This is a genomic window from Blastococcus sp. TF02A-26, from assembly GCF_003319125.1.
In the GTDB taxonomy this organism is placed as follows: domain Bacteria; phylum Actinomycetota; class Actinomycetes; order Mycobacteriales; family Geodermatophilaceae; genus Trujillonella.
Genome location: NZ_QOHG01000029.1, coordinates 1 through 18,251, shown reverse-complemented (window position 1 = coordinate 18,251; position 18,251 = coordinate 1). Strand labels below are relative to the sequence as shown.

The following is an 18,251-nucleotide window of genomic DNA, read 5'->3' as shown; positions in this document are numbered from 1 at the left end:
CCTCGTCGCCTCAGATGAGACCGTGGGCGTGCACCGCCTCGGCGACCTCGAGGAACCCGGCCACGTTCGCGCCCAGCACCAGGTCCCCCGGTGAGCCGTACTCCTCGGCGGTGGCGTGGCAGCGGGCGTGGATGCCGCGCATGATCTCCTCCAGCCGGGCCTCGCTGTGCTCGAAGGTCCAGCGGTCGCGCGAGGCGTTCTGCTGCATCTCCAGCGCCGAGGTGGCCACCCCGCCGGCGTTGGCGGCCTTGCCGGGCGCGAAGGCCACGCCGGCCTCCTTGAGCACCCGGACGGCCTCCGGGGTCGTCGGCATGTTGGCGCCCTCGACCACGTAGCGGCAGCCGTTGCGGGCGAGGGTCGTGGCCGCGGCGTCGTCCAGCTCGTTCTGCGTCGCGCTGGGTATCGCCACCTCGCAGGGCACGTCCCACACGCTGCCGCCGGCGACGAACGACGCTGACGGCACCCGGTCGGCGTACGCCTCGATCCGCGCCCGCTCGACCTCCTTGACCTGCTTGAGCACCTCCAGGTCGATGCCCTTCTCGTCCACCACGTAGCCGCTGGAGTCCGAGCAGGCGACGACGGTGCCGCCGAGCTGGTGCACCTTCTCGATGCCGTAGACGGCGACGTTGCCCGAGCCGCTGACGACCACCCGTCGGCCGTCGAAGGACTCGCCGCGGGCCTGCATCATCGCGTCGGCGAAGAACGCCGCGCCGTACCCGGTGGCCTCGGTGCGGACCAGGGCGCCGCCCCAGCCCAGGCCCTTGCCGGTGAGGACGCCGGACTCGTAGCGGTTGGTGATCCGCTTGTACTGGCCGAACAGGTAGCCGATCTCGCGGGCGCCGACGCCGATGTCCCCGGCCGGGACGTCGGTGTACTCGCCGAGGTGCCGGTACAGCTCGGTCATGAACGACTGGCAGAAGCGCATGACCTCCGAGTCGGAGCGGCCCTTGGGGTCGAAGTCCGACCCGCCCTTGCCGCCACCGATCGGCATCCCGGTCAGCGCGTTCTTGAAGATCTGCTCGAAGCCCAGGAACTTGACGATGCCGAGGTTGACCGACGGGTGGAACCGCAGGCCGCCCTTGTAGGGGCCGAGCGCGGAGTTGAACTCGACGCGGAAGCCCCGGTTGATCTGCACCTCGCCGCTGTCGTCCTGCCACGGCACCCGGAAGATGATCTGCCGCTCGGGCTCGCAGATCCGCTCGACGGTCTTCATCTCGCTGTACTCGCTGTGCCGGTCGAGGACGACGGCCAGCGACTCCAGGACCTCCCGGACCGCCTGGTGGAACTCCGTCTCCCCCGGGTTGCGCCGGAGGACCTCCTCGTAGATCCCCTGCACCGTCGCAGGCACCTCGTCGGCCACGTCGCGCTCCTCGGGTCGTCCACCGGTCGCCCAGGACGGTACGGCGCCGTCCGGATCCTCCGGTCGGCCGCCCGTGGCCGGGGCAGACTGGCCGGGTGGACGCCGACCTCGACGCGCTGCGGGCCGCCTGCGACCGGGCCCTGACCGGCCACGGCCCGGTGCGGGCCGCCGACCTGCTCGCCACGATCCCGCCGGACACGGCGGTCGACCGCTACGGCTCGGGTGGGGTGGTCGCCGAGCTCGAGGCCGAGGTCGCCGGGCTGCTCGGCATGCCGGCGGCGGTGTACCTGCCCAGCGGCACGATGGCGCAGCAGGTGGCGCTGCGCGTGCACGCCGACCGGCGCGGGCGGCGCACCGTCGTCGCCCATCCCCAGTGCCACCTCTTCCTGCACGAGGGCGGCGCCCTGGAGCGGGTGCAGGGGCTCATCGGCCGGCCGGTCGGCGACCGCGCCCGGCTGCTCACCCGTGCGGAGCTGGACGGCGTCGCCGAGGCCCCGGCCGCACTGGTGGTGGAGCTGCCACAGCGGGAGATCGGCGGGCCGCTGGTCGGCTGGGACGACCTGGCCGCGCAGGCGGCCTGGGCCCGCGAGCGCGGCGCGGCGGCCCACCTCGACGGCGCGCGGCTCTGGGAGGCGGCCGCCGGCTACGGCCGCCCGCCGGCCGAGGTCGCCGCCCTGTTCGACACCGTCTACGTGAGCTTCTACAAGGGCATCGGCGCGCTGCCGGGATGCTGCCTGGCCGGCCCGGCCGACGTCGTCGCCGAGGTGCGGGAGTGGCGGGGCCGGATGGGCGGCACCCTGTTCGGGATGTGGCCGGGCGCGGCGTCGGCGCTGACCTGCCTGCGCCGACGGCTGCCCCTCATGCCGGCCTATCTCGAGCGGGCCCGGGAGGTGGCGGCCGCGGTGCGCGAGCTGCCCGGCGTGCGCGTCGTCCCGGACCCGCCGGATACGCCGATGCTGCACCTGCTGCTGGAGACGACGCCCGAGGCCTTCACGGCCGCGGTCGTGCGGCTGGCCGAGGGCGGGCTGTGGACCTGGCAGCAGGCGCAGACGACGTCGGACCCGTCGGTGCTGAAGACCGAGCTCTCCGTCGGCGACGCCACCCTCGCCCTGTCGATCGAGGAGATCCGCAGCGCCGTCGTTGCCCTCGCCGGCACCTGATCCCGGGCGTGCCGCCGGCTAGTCGTGCGGCAGGCCCTCGATCCGGCCGACCGGGGCCTCGGCCAGCACCCGGCCGTCCGCGTCGAGCGCGGCCACGGCGGCCAGCCCCTCGGGCGCCGGGCCGACCGACACCGGCCCGTCCGGCACGCGCTCGTCCAGGACCGCCCCGGAGACGCCGGTCAGGCGCACCGACGCCGTCCCGTCCGGGGCCACTACGACCAGCCGGCTGCCCAGCGGGGAGCCGTCCGCCGGGTCGTAGAGGTCGCAGCGCATCGGGACCACCTGCCCGGCGAGGTCGGCACCGGCGGGCAGCAACGAGCGCAGGCACGGTCCGGTGACCGTTCCGCCGTCCGCGGCCGGCATCGCCATGCCGCCCACCAGGACCCGCACCCCGGAGTCGAGCGAGACCGCGACGACGGCGGCGTCCACCGGGTCCTCGCGCGTCCCGATCGGCCCGCCCCAGAGCACCTCGACGGCGAGTCCACCCGCCGGCTCCCCGGCCGCCACCGCGGCGCCGACCACGAGCTGGCGGACCAGCGACTCGTCGGGCTCGCCCGCCGCGGCCGCGAGCGCCGCGCCCAGGTCCAGGCCGTCGACGCCCCCCTCGGCCGCCGCCTGGGCGGTGCCGAGCGGCCCCTCGTGGACCACCGCGCCGTCGCGCGTGATGCGCACGGCCGCGGCGCCGAGGTCGACGGCGTCGAGCACCGCGATCCCCGTGGCGTCGCCGACCGGCCGGTACGGCGCCGAGGTCGGCACGCCGTCCGGGCCGGGCTCCTGTCGGGGCGAGACCTCGATCGCGTCCCCGGGCAGGGCGATGACGACGACGGCGTCCTCGGTGGTGATCTGCATCCAGGCCCCGGGGTCGACCGGCTGCGGCTCGCCGGCCGGCGCGAGGTCCTCCGGGGCGGCCCCGGCCGGGCCCCGGAGGTCCAGCGCGGTCCAGCCGCCGTCCCGGTAGCCGATGACCAGGGCGGAGGTCCCGCCGCCGACGTCCCCGGCGAACACGACGTGCCGGGTCTCCTCCGGTGGGCCGCCGCTCCACGGGGTGCCCAGCAGGGCGTCGACGTAGGCGGGATCGGCCGCGAGGCTGCCCCGCGGCGCCACGGCGTAGGGCTCGTAGCCGGCGGTCAGGGCCGGGGCGGACGACGAGCCGGGCCCGATGCGGTCCTGGCCGCCGTCCCCGCCGGCCGCGAGCGGGACGGCGACCGCGGCGACGAGCGCGCACGCGCCGGCCGCCAGCACCCCGAGGCGCCGGCGCTGCTGCCGCCGGTGACCGGCCAGCACGGTGCCGTACAGGTCCGCGGGGGCGGCGGCGATGTCGGTGGCCCGGGAGGCCAGGTCGTCGCGGAGACGGGTCTCGATGTCCATCAGGGCTGCCCTCCGGAGCCGGTGGTGCAGGGAGCGGGCCGGGTCGGCGGCACGGCGAGCAGCTCGCGCAGCCGGGCCAGCCCGCGGGTGGTGTGGGTCTTGACGGTGTTGACCGAGCAGCCGAGCGCCTCGGCGGTGCCGGCCTCGGAGAGGTCCTCGAAGTAGCGGAGCACCAGGACGGCGCGCATCCGCGGCGGGAGCTGCGCGAGGGCGGCCGCCACGACCTGCCGGTCACCGGTGTCGAAGCCGGCGTCGGTCTCCCCCCGCAGCAGGGGCGTCGCCGAGACGAACTCGCTGACCCGGAGCCGGCGCCGCCAGCCGGCGTGCGTGGTGACCAGGACCCGGCGGACGAACGCCGTCGGGTCCTCCCGGTTCACCAGCCGGTGCCAGTGCCGGTAGGTCTTCACCAGCGCCGTCTGCAGCAGGTCCTCGGCGTGGCCGCGGTCGCCGGTGAGCAGGTACGCCGTGCGCAGGAGCGCCGTCGACCGCTCGGCGACGAACGCCTCGAACGAGCCGTCGCCGCTCATCTCTCCCCCAGGTGGCGAATCACGCTCCTAAGACGCGATCCGGCGGCCGTTCCGGGTGACCGCGTTACCGCTTCGTTACCCGGTGTGACCCATCCGCCCAGAGGGCTAGTCGGCGTCGTCGCCGGGGGCGTGCCCGGCGGCGGGGAGCTTCCCGCGCACGACCGGGCGCACCTTGCGCGCCGAGGGCAGCCGCTCGCTGTAGGAGAGCGCGTTGCCGCGGATGTGCAGCAGGTCGTCGTCGGTGGCCTGCCGGACCACCTTCGCCGGCACCCCGGCGATCACCGAGCCGGGCGGGAACTGCTTGCCCTGGGTGACGACGGCGCCGGCGGCCACGATCGACCCCGAGCCGATGTGCGCGCCGTTCATGACGATGCTGCCCATCCCGACCAGGACGTCGTCGTCGACGCGGGCGCCGTGCAGCACGACTCGGTGGCCGACCGTGACGCCCGTCCCCACCACCAGCGGGAAGCCGGGGTCGGAGTGCAGGGTGCTGCCGTCCTGCACGTTGGAGCCGGCGCCGATCTCGATGACCTCGGCGTCGGCCCGCAGGACGGCGCCGTACCAGACGCTGGACTGCGGACCGAGCGTCACCGCGCCCACCACGACCGCCGTGGGCGCCACGAACGCCTCGGGGTCGATCCGCGGGGCACCGAAGTCCAGTTCGCCGATGTAGTTCTCCGCCACGGGCCCACCCCAGCACAGCGCTGTCGACGGCGCACCTGTCCGGCAGACTCGGTCCCGACGCCGCCGTCCCCTGGAGTGCCCCTCATGCCGTCCCTGCCGCCGCTGCCCACGTCGATCGTCGGCAGCCTCCCGCAGCCCGAGTGGCTGGTCGATCACGAGAAGCTCGCCGGCCAGTTCCCGCCGCGGGTGCGGGCCCGCGAGATCTGGCGGGTCGCCCCGGAGCAGCTCGCCGGCGCCCAGGACGACGCCACGCTGCTGGCCATCCGCTCGCAGGAGGACGCCGGGCTCGACATCGTCACCGACGGCGAGATCCGCCGGGAGTCCTACTCCAACCACTTCGCCACCGCGCTCGACGGCATCGACATCGACCACCCGGGCAGCGTGCTCAACCGCTCGGGGAAGTCCATCCCGGTGCCGCGGGTGGTCGGCCCGGTGAACCGCCCACGGCCGATCCAGGCCGACGACGTCCGGTTCCTGCGGGCGCACACCGACCGGACGGTGAAGATCACCGTGCCGGGGCCGTTCACGATGGCCCAGCAGTCGCAGGACGACCACTACGGCGACGACCGCGAGCTCGCCCTGGCCTACGCCGACGTCGTCCGCGCCGAGATCGCCGACCTGTTCGCCGCCGGCGCCGACATCGTGCAGATCGACGAGCCGTGGCTGCAGGCCCGGCCCGAGGTGGCCCGGCGCTACGGCGCGGAGGCGGTGACCCGCGCGGTGGAGGGCGCCCCCGGGCCGGTGCACCTGCACCTGTGCTTCGGCTACGCGGCGATGGTCTCCGAGCGGCCGGAGGGCTACTCGTTCCTGCCCGAGCTGGCCGACACCCCGGTGGACACGGTCGCCGTCGAGACGGCGCAGTCGCACCTGGACCCGGCTCAGCTGCGGCCGCTGCGCGGCAAGGGCATCGCGCTGGGGGTCCTGGACCTCTCCACGCCGGAGGTGGAGACGCCGCAGGTGGTCGCCGACCGGATCCGGCGGGCGCTGGACGACGTCGACGTCGAGCGGCTGGTGCTCACCAGCGACTGCGGCCTGAAGTACCTGCCGCGGGAGTCGGCCGCCGGCAAGATGCGCTCGCTCGCCGAGGCGGCGGCGGTGGTCCGCGCCGAGCTCCGGTGACCCTGCCGACCGATCTGCCGGTGCTCGCCTTCCCCGACCAGGCCGCGTTCGAGGCCTGGTTGGCGGCCGAGGGTGACACCGCGCCGGGGATCTACGTGCGGCTGGCCAAGAAGGGCTCGGGCATCGCGTCGGTGACGTATCCCGAGCTGGTGGAGAGCTGCCTGTGCTTCGGCTGGATCGACGGCCGCTCCAACCGGCTGGACGAGGCGACCTACCTGCAGCGCATCACGCCGCGGCGGGCGCGCAGCGTGTGGTCGCAGAAGAACGTCGCCGCCGTCGGCCGGCTGCTGGAGGCGGGACGGATGCGCCCGGCCGGCCTGGCGGCGGTCGAGGCGGCGCAGGCGGACGGCCGGTGGGAGCGCGCCTACCCCGGCAGCGCCGACATGACCGTGCCCGACGACCTGGCCGCGGCCCTGGACGCCGTCCCCGGCGCGCGGGCCGCCTTCGACCGGCTGGCCGGGCAGGAGCGCTACTCCGTGCTCTGGCGGGTCCACACGGCGGCCACGCCGCAGACCCGCGCCCGGCGGATCACCGCCGCGGTGGCGTCGCTGGAGGCGAGCCCCTGAGACCGCCCCCGTCCGCGTCAGGATGCCTCAGAGGATGCGGCGCGCTCCGGCGTAGCCGCGCATGTCGACGGTGGTGACGGAGACCGGGGTCCCGAAGGTCCGCGCGTGCACCATCTGGCCGTTGCCGATGTAGATGCCCACGTGGCTCACCGGCGAGTAGAAGTAGACGATGTCGCCCGGCTGGAGCTCTGCGCGCGACACGGCCACGCCCATCCCCGCCTGCGCCCGGCTGGAGTGCGGCAGCGAGACCCCGGCCGCGGCGTAGGCGAACTGCGTCAGGCCCGAGCAGTCGAAGCCGTTCGGCCCCGAGGAACCCCACACGTAGGGCGCCCCGACCTGCGCGAGGGCGGCCTCGATGATCACGCCCGCGCCGGCCGAGGGGGCCCGGGCGACGACCTGCTCCACGGGCGGCGGCGCGATCGTGGGGCCGGCCAGCGTCGTGGTCACCACGGCCCGCTCCTCGGCCGACAGGCGGGTGAAGTCCGCCTCGTACTGGTCCACCCGCGCCTGCACGGCCGCCTGCTGCTCCTGCAGGGTGGCCAGCGCGGCCTCTGCCTGTGCCGCGGCGGCCTCGGCCTGCTCCTGCGCGGCGACGGCCTCCCGGCGGGCCGCGGACACCGCGCCCAGCACCTGGTCGGTGTGGTCGGCGATCATGTCCAGCGTCGTCATCTGCTGGACGAAGTCCTCGGCCGACTCGCTGGTGAGGAACGCGGCCACGCCCGAGGTGGGTCCGGAGGTGTAGCCGGTCTGCGCGATCGAGATGAGCTGCGGCTCGAAGCGGGCGACCTCGGCGTACGCGGCGTCGGCGGCGGCGCGCGCGTCGGCTGCGGCCTGCTGCAGGCCGGCGACGGTCACCTCGGCCTCGTGCACCTGCTCGTCGAGGACGGTGAGTTCCTGGCCGGCCTGGGCGACCAGGTCGGCCGCCTCCGCGGCGGTGGTGGGCGCGGCGGTGGCGCCGGTCGGTCCCAGCACCACGGCGACGGCTGCGGCGGCCGCGAGCACGGCACCGGCCCACCGGCGGCTCGTCGTCCGATTGCGCTGCATCGTCAGCTCCTCGTGTGCTCCGCACCTGCCGGCGGGGAAGAGGTGGCAGGTCGCGCGTCAACACGCACGGTAAGGACGACGTGTTGACACGTGAGGAGGGCACGCGGAGCCCGGAGCTGTCGTCCGACCTCGGGCGTCACACCCGTCCCGGGAGGTGGCGGAGGCCGCAGCAGCCCCGGCCGGGCGTCAGCGCCAGAGGTCGCCGCGGCGGTCCGGAGCGGGCGGGACGAGCCGGTCGGCGACGGCTCCGGTGACGAACGAGTAGATGGCCTTGCCCGCGATGTCGACGACCTGGTCCTGCCGCGACCAGGTCCACGGCGGCGAGCCGACGCCGGTGGCGTTCTCGAGCGTCTGGTCCGTGGCGAGGCGGACGGAGGTGTGCCAGGCCGAGGCACGCCAGCCGCGCAGCCCGCTGGCCGACCACACGCCCCGCAGCGCCCCGACGAGGGCGCCGGTGCCCCAGTGCATCAGGTGGTTGCGCACCGGCGGCCGTGCCCGCTCGGGGAGCCGCCGCCCGGTGGTCAGGGCGGTGAGGGTCCGGCCGGGCACGTAGCTGTCCGGCCGGTGCGTCACCTGCTGCTCGGCCTTCTCGGCGAGCGTCATGGCCGCGGTGCCGGCCAACCCGGCCAGTGCACCTCGCAGAGCAGCGCGTCCCAGCATGGGGACGCCCTACCCGCAGGCCGACCCGGGAACCGGACCGGGGTCCTTCAGCCGGCCAGGGGCTCCTGGGCCTCCAGCGAGGAGACGTGCTCGAAGTCCCGGATCACGGCGGCGAGCTCGTCGGCGGTCCACGCCTCGCAGCAGTCGCAGCCGCCCTCGCGGTAGCTGACCAGGCCCAGCCGGCCGGCGGCCTGGTCCTCGTCGATGGCGAGGTGCCCGGCGGACGGGTGGCGGTGGCAGGTGCAGCCCGTGGCGCACAGGCCCAGGCCCCAGCCCGAGACGACGACGGTGCGGCCGTCGTCCCACACCTGCCCGATCTGGAACACCGACGGCTTCTGCGACCTGCTCATCGGGACCGCTCCCCTCGACAGCCCCCGCCAGGGGCCCGCGTGCACGTTCCGGGGAAAAATATCCCCGCACCGTGTTTAGACGGCACGAGGAGGCGGTAACTGAAGCGGTTTCCGCCCGCGGCGCCGCACGGGTCCCACGAGTCCCACCCGCGTCAGCTGGCGGGCGACACCGAGCTCATGTGGAAGTCGGGCACGCGGACGGCCGGCATCGCCGCGCGGGTGAACCAGTCGTTCCACTCCCGCGGCAGGGTGCGCTCGGTGCGCGACGCCTGGGTGATCCGGCCGAGCAGGTCCACCGGGGACTCGTTGAAGCGGAAGTTGTTGACCGCCCCGGTGACCTCGCCGCCCTCGACGAGGAAGACGCCGTCGCGCGTCAGGCCGGTCAGCAGCAGCGTCTGCGGGTCGACCTCGCGGATGTACCAGAGGGTGGTCAGCAGCAGACCGCGCTCGGTGGACTCGACCATCTCCTCGAGGCTGGCCGTGGCGTTCGGGTCCTCGAGGATCAGGTTGTCGACGGCGGCCGTGGCGGGCGCGGTCGTCTTGAGCGCCCACGCCCGGGGCCGCACCAGGTTGGTCAGGACGCCGTCCCGGATCCAGTCGACGGCCGGCACCGCCATGCCGTTGTCGAAGACCGAGGCCGCGCCCGACGAACCGCCGACCACCTGGAAGGGCGCCGTCTCCAGGCCGGGGGCGCTCGGGTCGCTGCGCAGCGTGAGCGGCAGTGCGGCCAGCCGCTCGCCGATCCGGCTGCCGCCGCCCGGCTTGGCGAAGACGTTGCGGCCCTCGTCGGCGTCCCGGGCCTCCATCGTCCAGTAGGCGTAGATCATGAGGTCGCTGACCGCCGACGGCGGGAGCAGCGTCTCGTAGCGGCCCGCCGGCAGCTCCACCCTGCGCTGCGACCAGGCGAGCTTGCGCTCGACCTCGGCGGCCAGGCCGGCCACCGAGACGTCGAGGAAGTCGCGGGTGCCCACGCCGGCCCAGACCGAGCGGCTGAGGTCGCTGCTCTTGCCGTTCAGCTCGACCCGGCCGGTCGGCTGGTCGTGCCGCAGCCGCAGCCCGGTGGAGGTGCCGAGGTAGGTGGTGGACATCGCGTGCTCGGCGTAGCCGAACAGCAGGTCGCCGCGGCCGCGGGCCTGGCCGAAGGCGGCGCCGAGAGCGGGCGCGAACTCCTCGAAGACCGAGATCGACGTCTCGGCCGGGTCGGCGTCCCAGTCGCCCGCGCCGGGGGGCACGTCGGAGACCAGCGGGACGGCGTCCTCGGCCGGTCCGGCGTCGCGGGCGGCCTGCTCGCTGGCGGCGACCAGCTCGGCGATGTCCGGGGTGCCCGAGCGGGCGACGGTGCCGGCCGCCATCCCCGCGCCGCCGTCGACGAACGAGATGACGACGACCTGGCGGGAGCGCATCGCGCCGTTGGTCGTGAGGCTGTTTCCGGCCCAGCGGAGGTTGGCCTCGGAGCTGTCGACGACGTAGACGACCTGCCCGTCGGCGGTGGAGGCGGCCAGCGCCCGCTCGACGAGCTCCTGTGCGCGGTAGGCCGTCATCGCCCGCCCTCCTGGACCGTGTTCAGGATGTTGACGCCCTCGAACCCGGCGGACGGGCAGCCGTGCGACACCGGCGCCACCTGCCCGGGCTGGGCCTTGCCGCAGTTCAGCGCGCCGCCCAGCACGTAGGTCTGCTCCCCGCCGAGCGCGCGCATCGAGCCCCAGAAGTCGGTCGTGGTCGCCTGGTAGGCGACGTCGCGCAGCTGCCCGGCCAGCCTCCCGCCCTCGATCCGGTAGAAGCGCTGGCCGGTGAACTGGAAGTTGTAGCGCTGCATGTCGATCGACCAGCTCTTGTCGCCGACCACGTAGACGCCGCGCTCGACGCCGGCGATCAGCTCCTCGGTGGAGGGCCCGCCGGCGGCCGGCTGCAGCGAGACGTTCGCCATCCGCTGCACCGGGACGTGCTGGGGCGAGTCGGCGAACGCGCAGCCGTTGGAGCGCTCCATGCCCCGCAGGCGGGCCATGTTCCGGTCGACCTGGTAGCCGACCAGGACGCCGTCCCGGACGATGTCCCACTGCTGGGCCTGCACGCCCTCGTCGTCCCAGCCGACGCTGGCCAGACCGTGGACGGCGGTGCGGTCGCCGGTCACGTGCATGATCTCCGACCCGTACTGCAGCGAGCCGAGCTTGTCCACGGTCGCGAACGAGGTGCCCGCATAGGCGGCCTCGTAGCCCAGCGCGCGGTCGAGCTCGGTGGCGTGACCGATCGACTCGTGGATGGTCAGCCACAGGTTCGAGGGGTCGACGACGAGGTCGTAGCGGCCGGCCTCGACGCTGGGCGCCTTGGTCTTCTCGCGCAGCAGCTCGGGGATCTCGGCCAGCTCGCGGTCCCAGTCGTGGGAGCCGCCGGTGAGGTACTCCCAGCCACGGCCGGCCGGCGGGGCCAGCGTGCGCATGCTCTCGAAGGCGCCGGTCGCACGGTCGACGGTCAGCGCGGTGAACGCGGGGTGGATGCGCACGCGCTGCTGCCGGGTGCGGGTCCCGGCGGTGTCGGCGTAGTACTTCTGCTCCTTGACCGCGGTGCAGCTCGACTGCACGTGCTCGACGCCGTCGGCGGCCATGAGCCGCTCCGAGAGCTCGGTGAGCAGCGCCGTCTTCTCGGCGTCGGCGACTGCGAACGGGTCGATCTCGTACTCCGAGACCCAGACGGCGTCGGGGTACACCGGCTCGGGGGCGAGCTCGACGCGGTCGGTGCTCAGCGGCGCGGAGACCCGCGCGACGGCGACGGCCTCCTCGGCCAGGCGGACCGCCTCGGCCGCGGTGAGGACGACGCCCGCCGCGAAGCCCCACGTGCCCTCGTGCACCACGCGGACGGCCAGCCCGAGGTCCTCGCCGTCGGCCAGGCTCTCCAGGCGGGCGTCGCGCAGGCTGATCGACTGGGTGCGGATCCGCTCCACCCGGATGTCGGCGTGCTCGCAGCCGAGGTCGACCGCGCGGGTCAGCGCCGCCTCGGTGAGCGCGGAGAGCGGGAGGGCGAGGAAGGACGCATCGACGTCGCGGGGTCCGGCCACGACCCCTGTCTACCAGCCGCGGCCGACGCCCTCAGCCGAGCTCGCTGTCCACCCAGCACCAGCGCCACGCCTCGCCCGGCTCGGCGCTGACGACGACCGGGTGCCCCTCCGCGCCGAAGTGCGCCCGGGAGTGCCGCCGCGGCGAGGAGTCGCAGCAGCCGACGTGCCCGCAGGTCAGGCAGGTGCGCAGATGCACCCACGTCGTCCCCTCGACCAGGCAGTCCTGGCAGGCCGCCGCCGGGTGCGACTCCCCCACCGGCGCCGTCCGAAGGTGCTCGCAGCGGGGCTCGGCGGGGCGCGGGGCCAGGGCCCGGTCGCGCTCGAGCTCCTCGAGCTCCTCGTTGTGGTCGAGCAGCGACTCCTCGAGGTCGATCGCCGCCAGTGCCGCCGTCAGCACCTCGCCCGGCGCCCGCCCCTCGTCCCGGGCCCGGACGATCACGTCGCGCTCGGCGGCGAGCATCTCCACCCGCAGCCGGTGGTAGGTCGCCGACGGGGTCTCCTGGTCGGCCAGCGGACGGCCCAGCCGCTCCCACGCGGCGTGCGACCGGGCCTCGGACCGGTCGCGCAGCCGCTCGACGACGCCGTCGGGCTCGTCGCCGGTGACGAGCTCCGCCAGCCGGCGCAGGCCCGCGGCGCTGGCGGCGTCGCCCAGTTCGGCGGCCTGCAGGGCGTCCTCGGCCGGGTCGGGCGGCGGCAGGCCGACGCGGCGGACCAGCCACGGCAGCGTCGATCCCTGGATCAGCAGCGTGCCGACGACGACGGTGAAGGCCGCGAGCAGCAGGACGTCGCGCTCGGGCAGGTCCTCGGGGATGAGCTGGGCCGCGGCCAGGGTCACCACGCCGCGCATCCCGGCCCAGGACACCAGCCCGGCCACCGGCGTGCTCCACACCTGGCGGCGCATCCCCGCGCTCCCCGCCCGCAGCAGGGCCGCCGTCCCGAACACGAAGACGAAGCGGGCGGCGATCGTGGCCACCAGGGCGCCGGCGCAGACCAGCGTCACCCGCCAGCCGCTGACCCCGGCCTCCTCCAGGCCGGAGAGCAGGCCCGGCAGCTGCATGCCGATCACGAGGAACACCGCGTTCTCCAGCACGAACGCGACGGTCCGCCAGGTGATCGCCTCGGTCACCCGCGCGGACGCCGTCTGCACCTTCGGGGACAGCTGGGCCAGCGCCAGACCGGTGACGACGACGGCCAGGACGCCGGAGGCGTGCACCTCCTCGGCGGGCAGGAAGGCCAGGTAGGGGGCGACGAAGGAGACGAGGGTGTCGAGCACGGGGTCGCGCAGCCGCGCCCGGACGACGGCGAGCACCGCGGCGACCAGCCCGCCGACGAGCACGGCACCGACGACGGCCCAGACGAACTCGCCGGCGACCTCGGGCGCGGAGGGGGCCTCGGTGAGCGCGGTGACCGCGACGGTCAGGGCGATGAGCGCGGCCGCGTCGTTCACCAGGCTCTCGTGCTCCAGCAGGGTCGCCACCCGCCGGGGCAGGCCCAGTCGCCGGCCGATCGCCGAGGCCGCGACGGCGTCGGGCGGCGCCACGACCGCGCCGAGCGCCAGGGCCGCGGCGAGGGCCACGCCGGGCAGCAGCAGCCAGGTCACCGCGCCGACGACGACGGTGGTGAAGACGACCAGCACCACCGACATCAGGACGATGCTCAGCTTGTTGTGCTTGAAGTCGAACAGCGACGTGCGGGCCGTCGTCGCGTAGAGCAGCGGCGGGAGGACGCCGTACAGGACGACGTCCGCCTCGAGCTGCACGTCCGGGACGCCGGGCACGAACGAGGCGGCTGCCCCGGCGACGACCAGCACCAGCGGGGTCGGCCATCCCCATCGGTCGCACAACCCCGCGATCACCCCGACGGCGATCACCAGGCCGACCAGCACGGCGGTCAGCTCCACGCCTGCTCCTCCTCACCGCCGCGGGGGCACCGGTCGACGTCCCCGCACAGCCTGCCCAGTGCCGGCCGCGACCGTCGACGGCGGCCGGGTGTCCGGCCAGCGGCAAGTCGCGGCGCGTCCGGCGCATTCCCCGGGGGTAGGAGCGACCCATGACCGCCGCCCCGCCGTCCCCCGCCGACGACGTCACGCTGACCTTCGGCGGCAACGCCACCACGCTGCTGCGGATCGGCGGGTTCACCCTGCTCACCGATCCGAACTTCCTCCGCCGCGGGCAGCGCGCCTACCTCGGCAAGGGCCTGTGGACCACGCGCCTGACCGATCCGGCGATCGAGCCCACCCAGCTGCCCGCGCTCGACGCGATCCTGCTGTCGCACCTGCACGCCGACCACTGGGACCGGATCGCCACCCGCACCCTCGACAAGGGCACGCCCGTCGTCACCACGCAGGAGGCGGCGAAGGCGCTGTCCCGACGGGGCTTCGGGCAGACGCTCGACCTCACCCCCTGGCAGCGGCACGAGATCACCCGCGGCGAGGAGACGCTGCGGATCACGTCGGTGCCCGGCGAGCACGGTCCCGGCCTGCTGGCGAAGGTGCTGCCGCCGGTGATGGGCAGCGTGCTCGAGCTCGTGCGGGGCGGCGAGGTCAGCTGGCGCGCCTACATCAGCGGCGACACGCTCTTCCGCCCCTACCTCGCCGAGGTGCTGCAGCGGTGCGGCCCGCTCGACGTGCTGATCCCGCACCTCGGCGGCACGAAGGCGCTCGGCTTCACGGTGACGATGGACGGCCGTCAGGGCGCCGACCTGGTCGAGCTGCTGAAGCCACCGGTGACCGTGCCGGTGCACTTCGACGACTACTCGCGGTTCGCCTCACCGCTGGGCGACTTCGTCCGCGAGGTGGCCGAGCGGCGGGTGCCCGGCGAGCTCCGCCCGGTGAGCCGCGGCGAGACCATCTCCCTCCGCCCGTAGCGGAGTCGCTCGAGTGCGGAAGCCGCCCTCCAGCGACTCCGCTCAGGCGCCGGCGAGGCGGGCGGCGCGAGCGGCGACGTCGGCCCGCAGCGCGTCGGCGTCGACGGAGGTCACGACGCCGTCCGCGACGACCTGCCGGCCGCCCACCCACACGTCGCGCACCAGCCGCGAGGCGCCCGACCAGACCAGGTGCGTGACCAGGTCGGCGGGGTCCCCCACCGGCTCGAAGCCCAGGTCGCGCGTGTCGACGTGCACCAGGTCCGCCCGCCGGCCGACGGCGACCTGGCCGAGGTCGGGCCGGCCGATCGCGTCGGCCGACGCACCGGTCGCCAGCCACAGCGCCTCGGCGGCGGGCAGCGCGGTCGCCGAGGCCTTCCGCAGCCGGGCCAGCTGGGCGGCCAGCCGGGCGTCGGCGAGCAGGTCGAGCCCGTCGTTGGACGCCGGCCCGTCGGTGCCCAGCCCCACGCGGATGCCGCGGTCGAGCATGTCCCGCAGCCGGGCGACGCCGCTGGCCAGCTTGGCGTTGCTGGCCGGGCAGTGCGCCACCGCGACGTCGTACTCCTGCCACAGCTCGAGGTCGGCGTCGTCCATGTGCACGCAGTGCGCGCCGAGCACCCGGCCGCCGAGCACGTCGTGCGCGGCCAGCAGCGCGGGCACCGAGAGCCCGTGCGCGGCGAGCAGGTCCGCGCCCTCGGTCGCGGTCTCGGCGACGTGCAGGTGCAGCAGCATCCCGTGCTCGCGCGCGGCCTCCGCCGCCTGCCGCAGCAGCGGGAGGGGGACGGTGTAGGCCGCGTGCGGCCCCAGGCCGTACTCGACGGTCCCGTCCGATGGCGCCCCCGCGGCCAGCTCGACGGCGGCGGCCAGCTGCTCCTCCAGGGGCGGCATCCCGGGCAGCGGCACCATCGGCGCGGCGATCACGGCGCGCGCCCCGGTACGGCCCACCGCCGCGGCGATCCGCTCCGGCTCGAAGTACATCTCCACGCTGGTGGTCACACCGGCGCGCAGCATCTCCGCCGACGCCGCCGTCATCGCGACCTCGACGTCGTCGGGGGTGAGCCGCGCCTCCCGCGGCCACATGACCTGCTGCAGCCACCGGTCCAGCGGCAGCCCCTCGCCCTGGCCGCGGAACAGCACCATCGGCGCATGCGAGTGGGCGTTCACCAGGCCCGGGAGCAGCACCCCCGGGACGGCGACGGACTCGACGTCCTCGGCCGGCGGGGCGTCCGCGGCGGGCCCGACCCAGGTGACCAGGCCGTCGGAGACGTCGACCACCCCGCCGGGCACCACCGTGCCGGACCGGTCCCCCACGACGACCGCCCGGGCGGTGAAACGCTGGCGCATGGCGGCACGCTAGCCCCACGCGTCCCGCCGGGTCGGCCGACACCCGTGATGCCGCCGTTACCGTGGGGGCATGTCCTTCCTCGCCGCCGCCGCCTCCGACGAGGGTGGGATCACCGCCTGGCTCCTGGACCTCGTCGACACGCTGGGACCGCTCGGGGTGGGCTTCAGCATCCTGCTCGAGACCGTCATCCCGCCGATCCCCAGCGAGGCGGTGCTCGGCGCGGCCGGCGTCCTCATCGACACGCCGTGGGACTTCTTCCTCGTCGTCCTCTTCGCGACGATCGGCTCGGTCCTCGGCGCGATCTTCTTCTACTACGTCGGCCGGGCCCTCGGACCGCGCCGGTCGCACGCCTTCCTCGACCGGCTGCCGCTCGTCGAGACCGAGGACGTCGACAAGACCTTCGAGTGGTTCGAGAAGCACGGCCGTGCCGCGGTGTTCTTCGGCCGGATGGTGCCGATCGTGCGCAGCTTCATCTCCGTCCCGGCGGGCGTCGTCCGCATGCCGTTCGGCCAGTTCCTGCTCTACACCGCGGCGGGCAGCCTGATCTGGAACACCCTGCTGGTCACCCTCGGCTGGCTGGCCCGCGACTTCATCGAGGCGAACCTGCACTACCTCGACTACGTCGTCGTCGCCGTCGTCGTGGGCGCCGTCGCGTGGTTCGTCTACCGCAAGGCCACCGGCAAGCTCCGCCGTCCGCGCGACGCCGGCGCCGACCTGCCGGTGGACGAGCGCGACCAGGCATGACGCCCACCCGCCCGCGGGTCGTCGCCCTCGACGTCAACGAGACGCTGCTCGACCTCGCCCCGGTCCGCGCCGGCCTGGTGGAGCACGGTCTCGCGCCCGACCTGCTGTCCACGGTCTTCGCCCGGACCCTGCTCACCGGCTTCGCCGCCGCGACCGCCGGGACGTGGTGCCGGTTCCGCGACGCCTTCGACGCCGCCCTCGCCCAGCTCACCGACCTCTCCGCCGCCGACCGCGGACGGCTCGCCGACACCTTCCTCGAGCTCGGGCCGCACCCCGACGTCGAGCCGGCGCTGCGCCGTCTGCGGGAGGCCGGCGTCCGCGTCGTGACCCTGTCGCACGGCTCCCCCGGCGTCGCCGAGGCCGGGCTCGAGCGGGGCGGGATCTCGCCGCTGGTCGAGCGGACGCTGTCCAGCGAGGTCATCCGCGCGTGGAAGCCCGCCCGCGAGGTGTACCTGTGGGCCGCCGGCATCTGCGACGTGGAGCCCGCCCGGATGGCGCTGGTCGCCGCGCACGGCTGGGACGTGCACGGCGCGATCCGGGCCGGCCTCACCGGCGCCTGGTTCCCGCGGGCCGAGCGCACCTATCCCGCGGTCTACGACCCGGCCGCGATCGTGGCCGAGGACCTCGGCGGCGCCGTCGACGCACTGCTCGCCCTCCCCGCCGCATGACGGAGGTCCCCACCCCGCTCGGCCCGGCACGGGTCCTCGCCGACGAGCCGGCGGGGTCACCGCACGGCACGCTGCTGCTCGGTCACGGGGCCGGCGGGGGCGTGGAGTCGGCGGACCTCGCGGCCGTGACCCGCGACGTCGTCGCCGCCGGCTGGCGGGTCCTGCGGGTCGAGCAGCCCTGGCGGGTCGCCGGCAAGCGGATCGCCCCGGCCCCGGCGCGCCTGGACGGGGGGTGGACGGCGGTGCTCGGCGCCCTGCGCGCCGACGACCGGCTCTCCGGCCCCGTGGTGTTCGGCGGCCGCAGCGCCGGCGCCCGGGTCGCCTGCCGGACGGCGGCGGCCCTCGGGGCGGACGGCGTGCTGACGCTGGCCTTCCCGCTGCACCCGCCGGGCCGGCCGGAGAAGAGCCGGGCCGAGGAGCTGACGGCGGTGGAGGTCCCGCTGGTCGTCGTCCAGGGCGAGACCGACGCCTTCGGGGCACCGGCCGCCGTCGCCGCCGCGCTGGCCGGCCGCCGGACCGCGTCGGTCTACGAGGTGCCCGGCGACCACTCGCTCAAGAAGAACCCGGACGTCGTCGCCGCCGCCGCGCTGGCCTGGCTCGACGAGGTCCACCCCCGCTAGCTGTACTGACCGGAGACGTTGGTCGAGGACGTGTGACGACACGATCTGATTGATCTTGTTCGGGGAGGACCTCCGGACGTGGAGTGGAGCTGCTGAAGGCACCCATTCCACGAGCTCCGGAG

Annotated in this window: 18 protein-coding genes; 7 read left to right on the top strand and 11 right to left on the bottom strand. The window is 75.2% G+C overall.

What is annotated here, in order from left to right; translation table 11 throughout:
* Positions 1-10: 10 nt before the first annotated feature.
* Positions 11-1,360, bottom strand: coding sequence for an NADP-specific glutamate dehydrogenase (gene gdhA / locus DQ240_RS22130; RefSeq protein WP_113841879.1), 1,350 nt, complete (start codon positions 1,358-1,360; stop codon positions 11-13).
* A 95-nt stretch (positions 1,361-1,455) separates the two neighbouring features.
* Between gdhA and DQ240_RS22125 the strand changes: the two genes are divergently transcribed.
* On the top strand, positions 1,456-2,520 hold the full coding sequence (locus DQ240_RS22125; RefSeq protein WP_113841878.1) for a low specificity L-threonine aldolase: 1,065 nt from the start codon (positions 1,456-1,458) through the stop codon (positions 2,518-2,520).
* Positions 2,521-2,538: 18 nt separating this feature from the next.
* Here the strand turns inward: DQ240_RS22125 and DQ240_RS22120 are convergent, their stop codons facing one another.
* The 3 genes from DQ240_RS22120 to DQ240_RS22110 form a co-directional block, all read right to left on the bottom strand.
* Positions 2,539-3,888: a hypothetical protein gene (locus tag DQ240_RS22120; RefSeq protein ID WP_113841877.1), complete on the bottom strand. Its 1,350-nt coding sequence runs from the start codon at positions 3,886-3,888 to the stop codon at positions 2,539-2,541.
* Entirely contained in the window at positions 3,888-4,415 is a 528-nt protein-coding gene (locus tag DQ240_RS22115; protein ID WP_113841876.1) for a SigE family RNA polymerase sigma factor, read from the bottom strand. The genes DQ240_RS22120 and DQ240_RS22115 overlap by 1 nt, the downstream gene beginning before the upstream one ends.
* Positions 4,416-4,520: 105 nt before the next feature.
* Positions 4,521-5,099, bottom strand: a complete 579-nt coding sequence (locus DQ240_RS22110; protein ID WP_113841875.1) for a gamma carbonic anhydrase family protein — start codon at positions 5,097-5,099, stop codon at positions 4,521-4,523.
* Between the two features lie 84 nt (positions 5,100-5,183).
* Between DQ240_RS22110 and DQ240_RS22105 the strand changes: the two genes are divergently transcribed.
* Positions 5,184-6,218, top strand: a complete 1,035-nt coding sequence (locus DQ240_RS22105) for a uroporphyrinogen decarboxylase family protein (protein ID WP_113841874.1) — start codon at positions 5,184-5,186, stop codon at positions 6,216-6,218.
* Positions 6,215-6,784: a YdeI family protein gene (locus DQ240_RS22100; protein ID WP_113841873.1), complete on the top strand. Its 570-nt coding sequence runs from the start codon at positions 6,215-6,217 to the stop codon at positions 6,782-6,784. The genes DQ240_RS22105 and DQ240_RS22100 overlap by 4 nt, the downstream gene beginning before the upstream one ends.
* A gap of 27 nt (positions 6,785-6,811) precedes the next feature.
* Here DQ240_RS22100 and DQ240_RS22095 read toward each other — a convergent pair whose 3' ends face one another.
* From DQ240_RS22095 to DQ240_RS22070, 6 genes are all read right to left on the bottom strand, one after another.
* Complete coding sequence (locus DQ240_RS22095) at positions 6,812-7,828, bottom strand: C40 family peptidase (protein WP_113841872.1); 1,017 nt, start codon at positions 7,826-7,828, stop codon at positions 6,812-6,814.
* 186 nt (positions 7,829-8,014) lie between these two features.
* A complete protein-coding gene (locus DQ240_RS22090) occupies positions 8,015-8,488 on the bottom strand; it encodes a hypothetical protein (RefSeq protein WP_113841871.1) in 474 nt (157 codons plus the stop codon).
* Between the two features lie 47 nt (positions 8,489-8,535).
* Positions 8,536-8,838, bottom strand: coding sequence for a hypothetical protein (locus tag DQ240_RS22085; RefSeq protein ID WP_113841870.1), 303 nt, complete (start codon positions 8,836-8,838; stop codon positions 8,536-8,538).
* Positions 8,839-8,990: 152 nt separating this feature from the next.
* Entirely contained in the window at positions 8,991-10,379 is a 1,389-nt protein-coding gene (locus DQ240_RS22080) for a metallopeptidase TldD-related protein (protein ID WP_113841869.1), read from the bottom strand.
* Positions 10,376-11,890 carry a TldD/PmbA family protein gene (locus DQ240_RS22075; RefSeq protein WP_113841868.1) on the bottom strand — a complete coding sequence of 505 codons (1,515 nt, stop codon included), beginning with the start codon at positions 11,888-11,890 and terminating at the stop codon, positions 10,376-10,378. Before DQ240_RS22075 ends, DQ240_RS22080 begins: the two co-directional genes overlap by 4 nt.
* Positions 11,891-11,921: 31 nt before the next feature.
* On the bottom strand, positions 11,922-13,790 hold the full coding sequence (locus tag DQ240_RS22070; protein ID WP_113841867.1) for a cation:proton antiporter: 1,869 nt from the start codon (positions 13,788-13,790) through the stop codon (positions 11,922-11,924).
* 149 nt (positions 13,791-13,939) lie between these two features.
* Between DQ240_RS22070 and DQ240_RS22065 the strand changes: the two genes are divergently transcribed.
* Positions 13,940-14,755, top strand: a complete 816-nt coding sequence (locus tag DQ240_RS22065; RefSeq protein WP_113841866.1) for an MBL fold metallo-hydrolase — start codon at positions 13,940-13,942, stop codon at positions 14,753-14,755.
* Positions 14,756-14,797: 42 nt separating this feature from the next.
* Here the strand turns inward: DQ240_RS22065 and DQ240_RS22060 are convergent, their stop codons facing one another.
* Positions 14,798-16,096 (bottom strand): amidohydrolase family protein, encoded by a 1,299-nt coding sequence (locus tag DQ240_RS22060; RefSeq protein WP_113841865.1) that lies wholly within the window; start codon positions 16,094-16,096, stop codon positions 14,798-14,800.
* Positions 16,097-16,166: 70 nt separating this feature from the next.
* Here DQ240_RS22060 and DQ240_RS22055 point away from each other — a divergent pair, with 70 nt between their 5' ends.
* Genes DQ240_RS22055 through DQ240_RS22045 form a run of 3 tightly spaced genes read left to right on the top strand, consistent with a single transcriptional unit; the run spans position 16,167 to position 18,129 of the window.
* Positions 16,167-16,841 carry a DedA family protein gene (locus DQ240_RS22055; protein ID WP_113841864.1) on the top strand — a complete coding sequence of 225 codons (675 nt, stop codon included), beginning with the start codon at positions 16,167-16,169 and terminating at the stop codon, positions 16,839-16,841.
* Positions 16,838-17,509, top strand: coding sequence for an HAD-IA family hydrolase (locus DQ240_RS22050; protein WP_113841863.1), 672 nt, complete (start codon positions 16,838-16,840; stop codon positions 17,507-17,509). The genes DQ240_RS22055 and DQ240_RS22050 overlap by 4 nt, the downstream gene beginning before the upstream one ends.
* Complete coding sequence (locus DQ240_RS22045; RefSeq protein WP_113841862.1) at positions 17,506-18,129, top strand: alpha/beta family hydrolase; 624 nt, start codon at positions 17,506-17,508, stop codon at positions 18,127-18,129. Before DQ240_RS22050 ends, DQ240_RS22045 begins: the two co-directional genes overlap by 4 nt.
* Positions 18,130-18,251 lie beyond the last annotated feature (122 nt).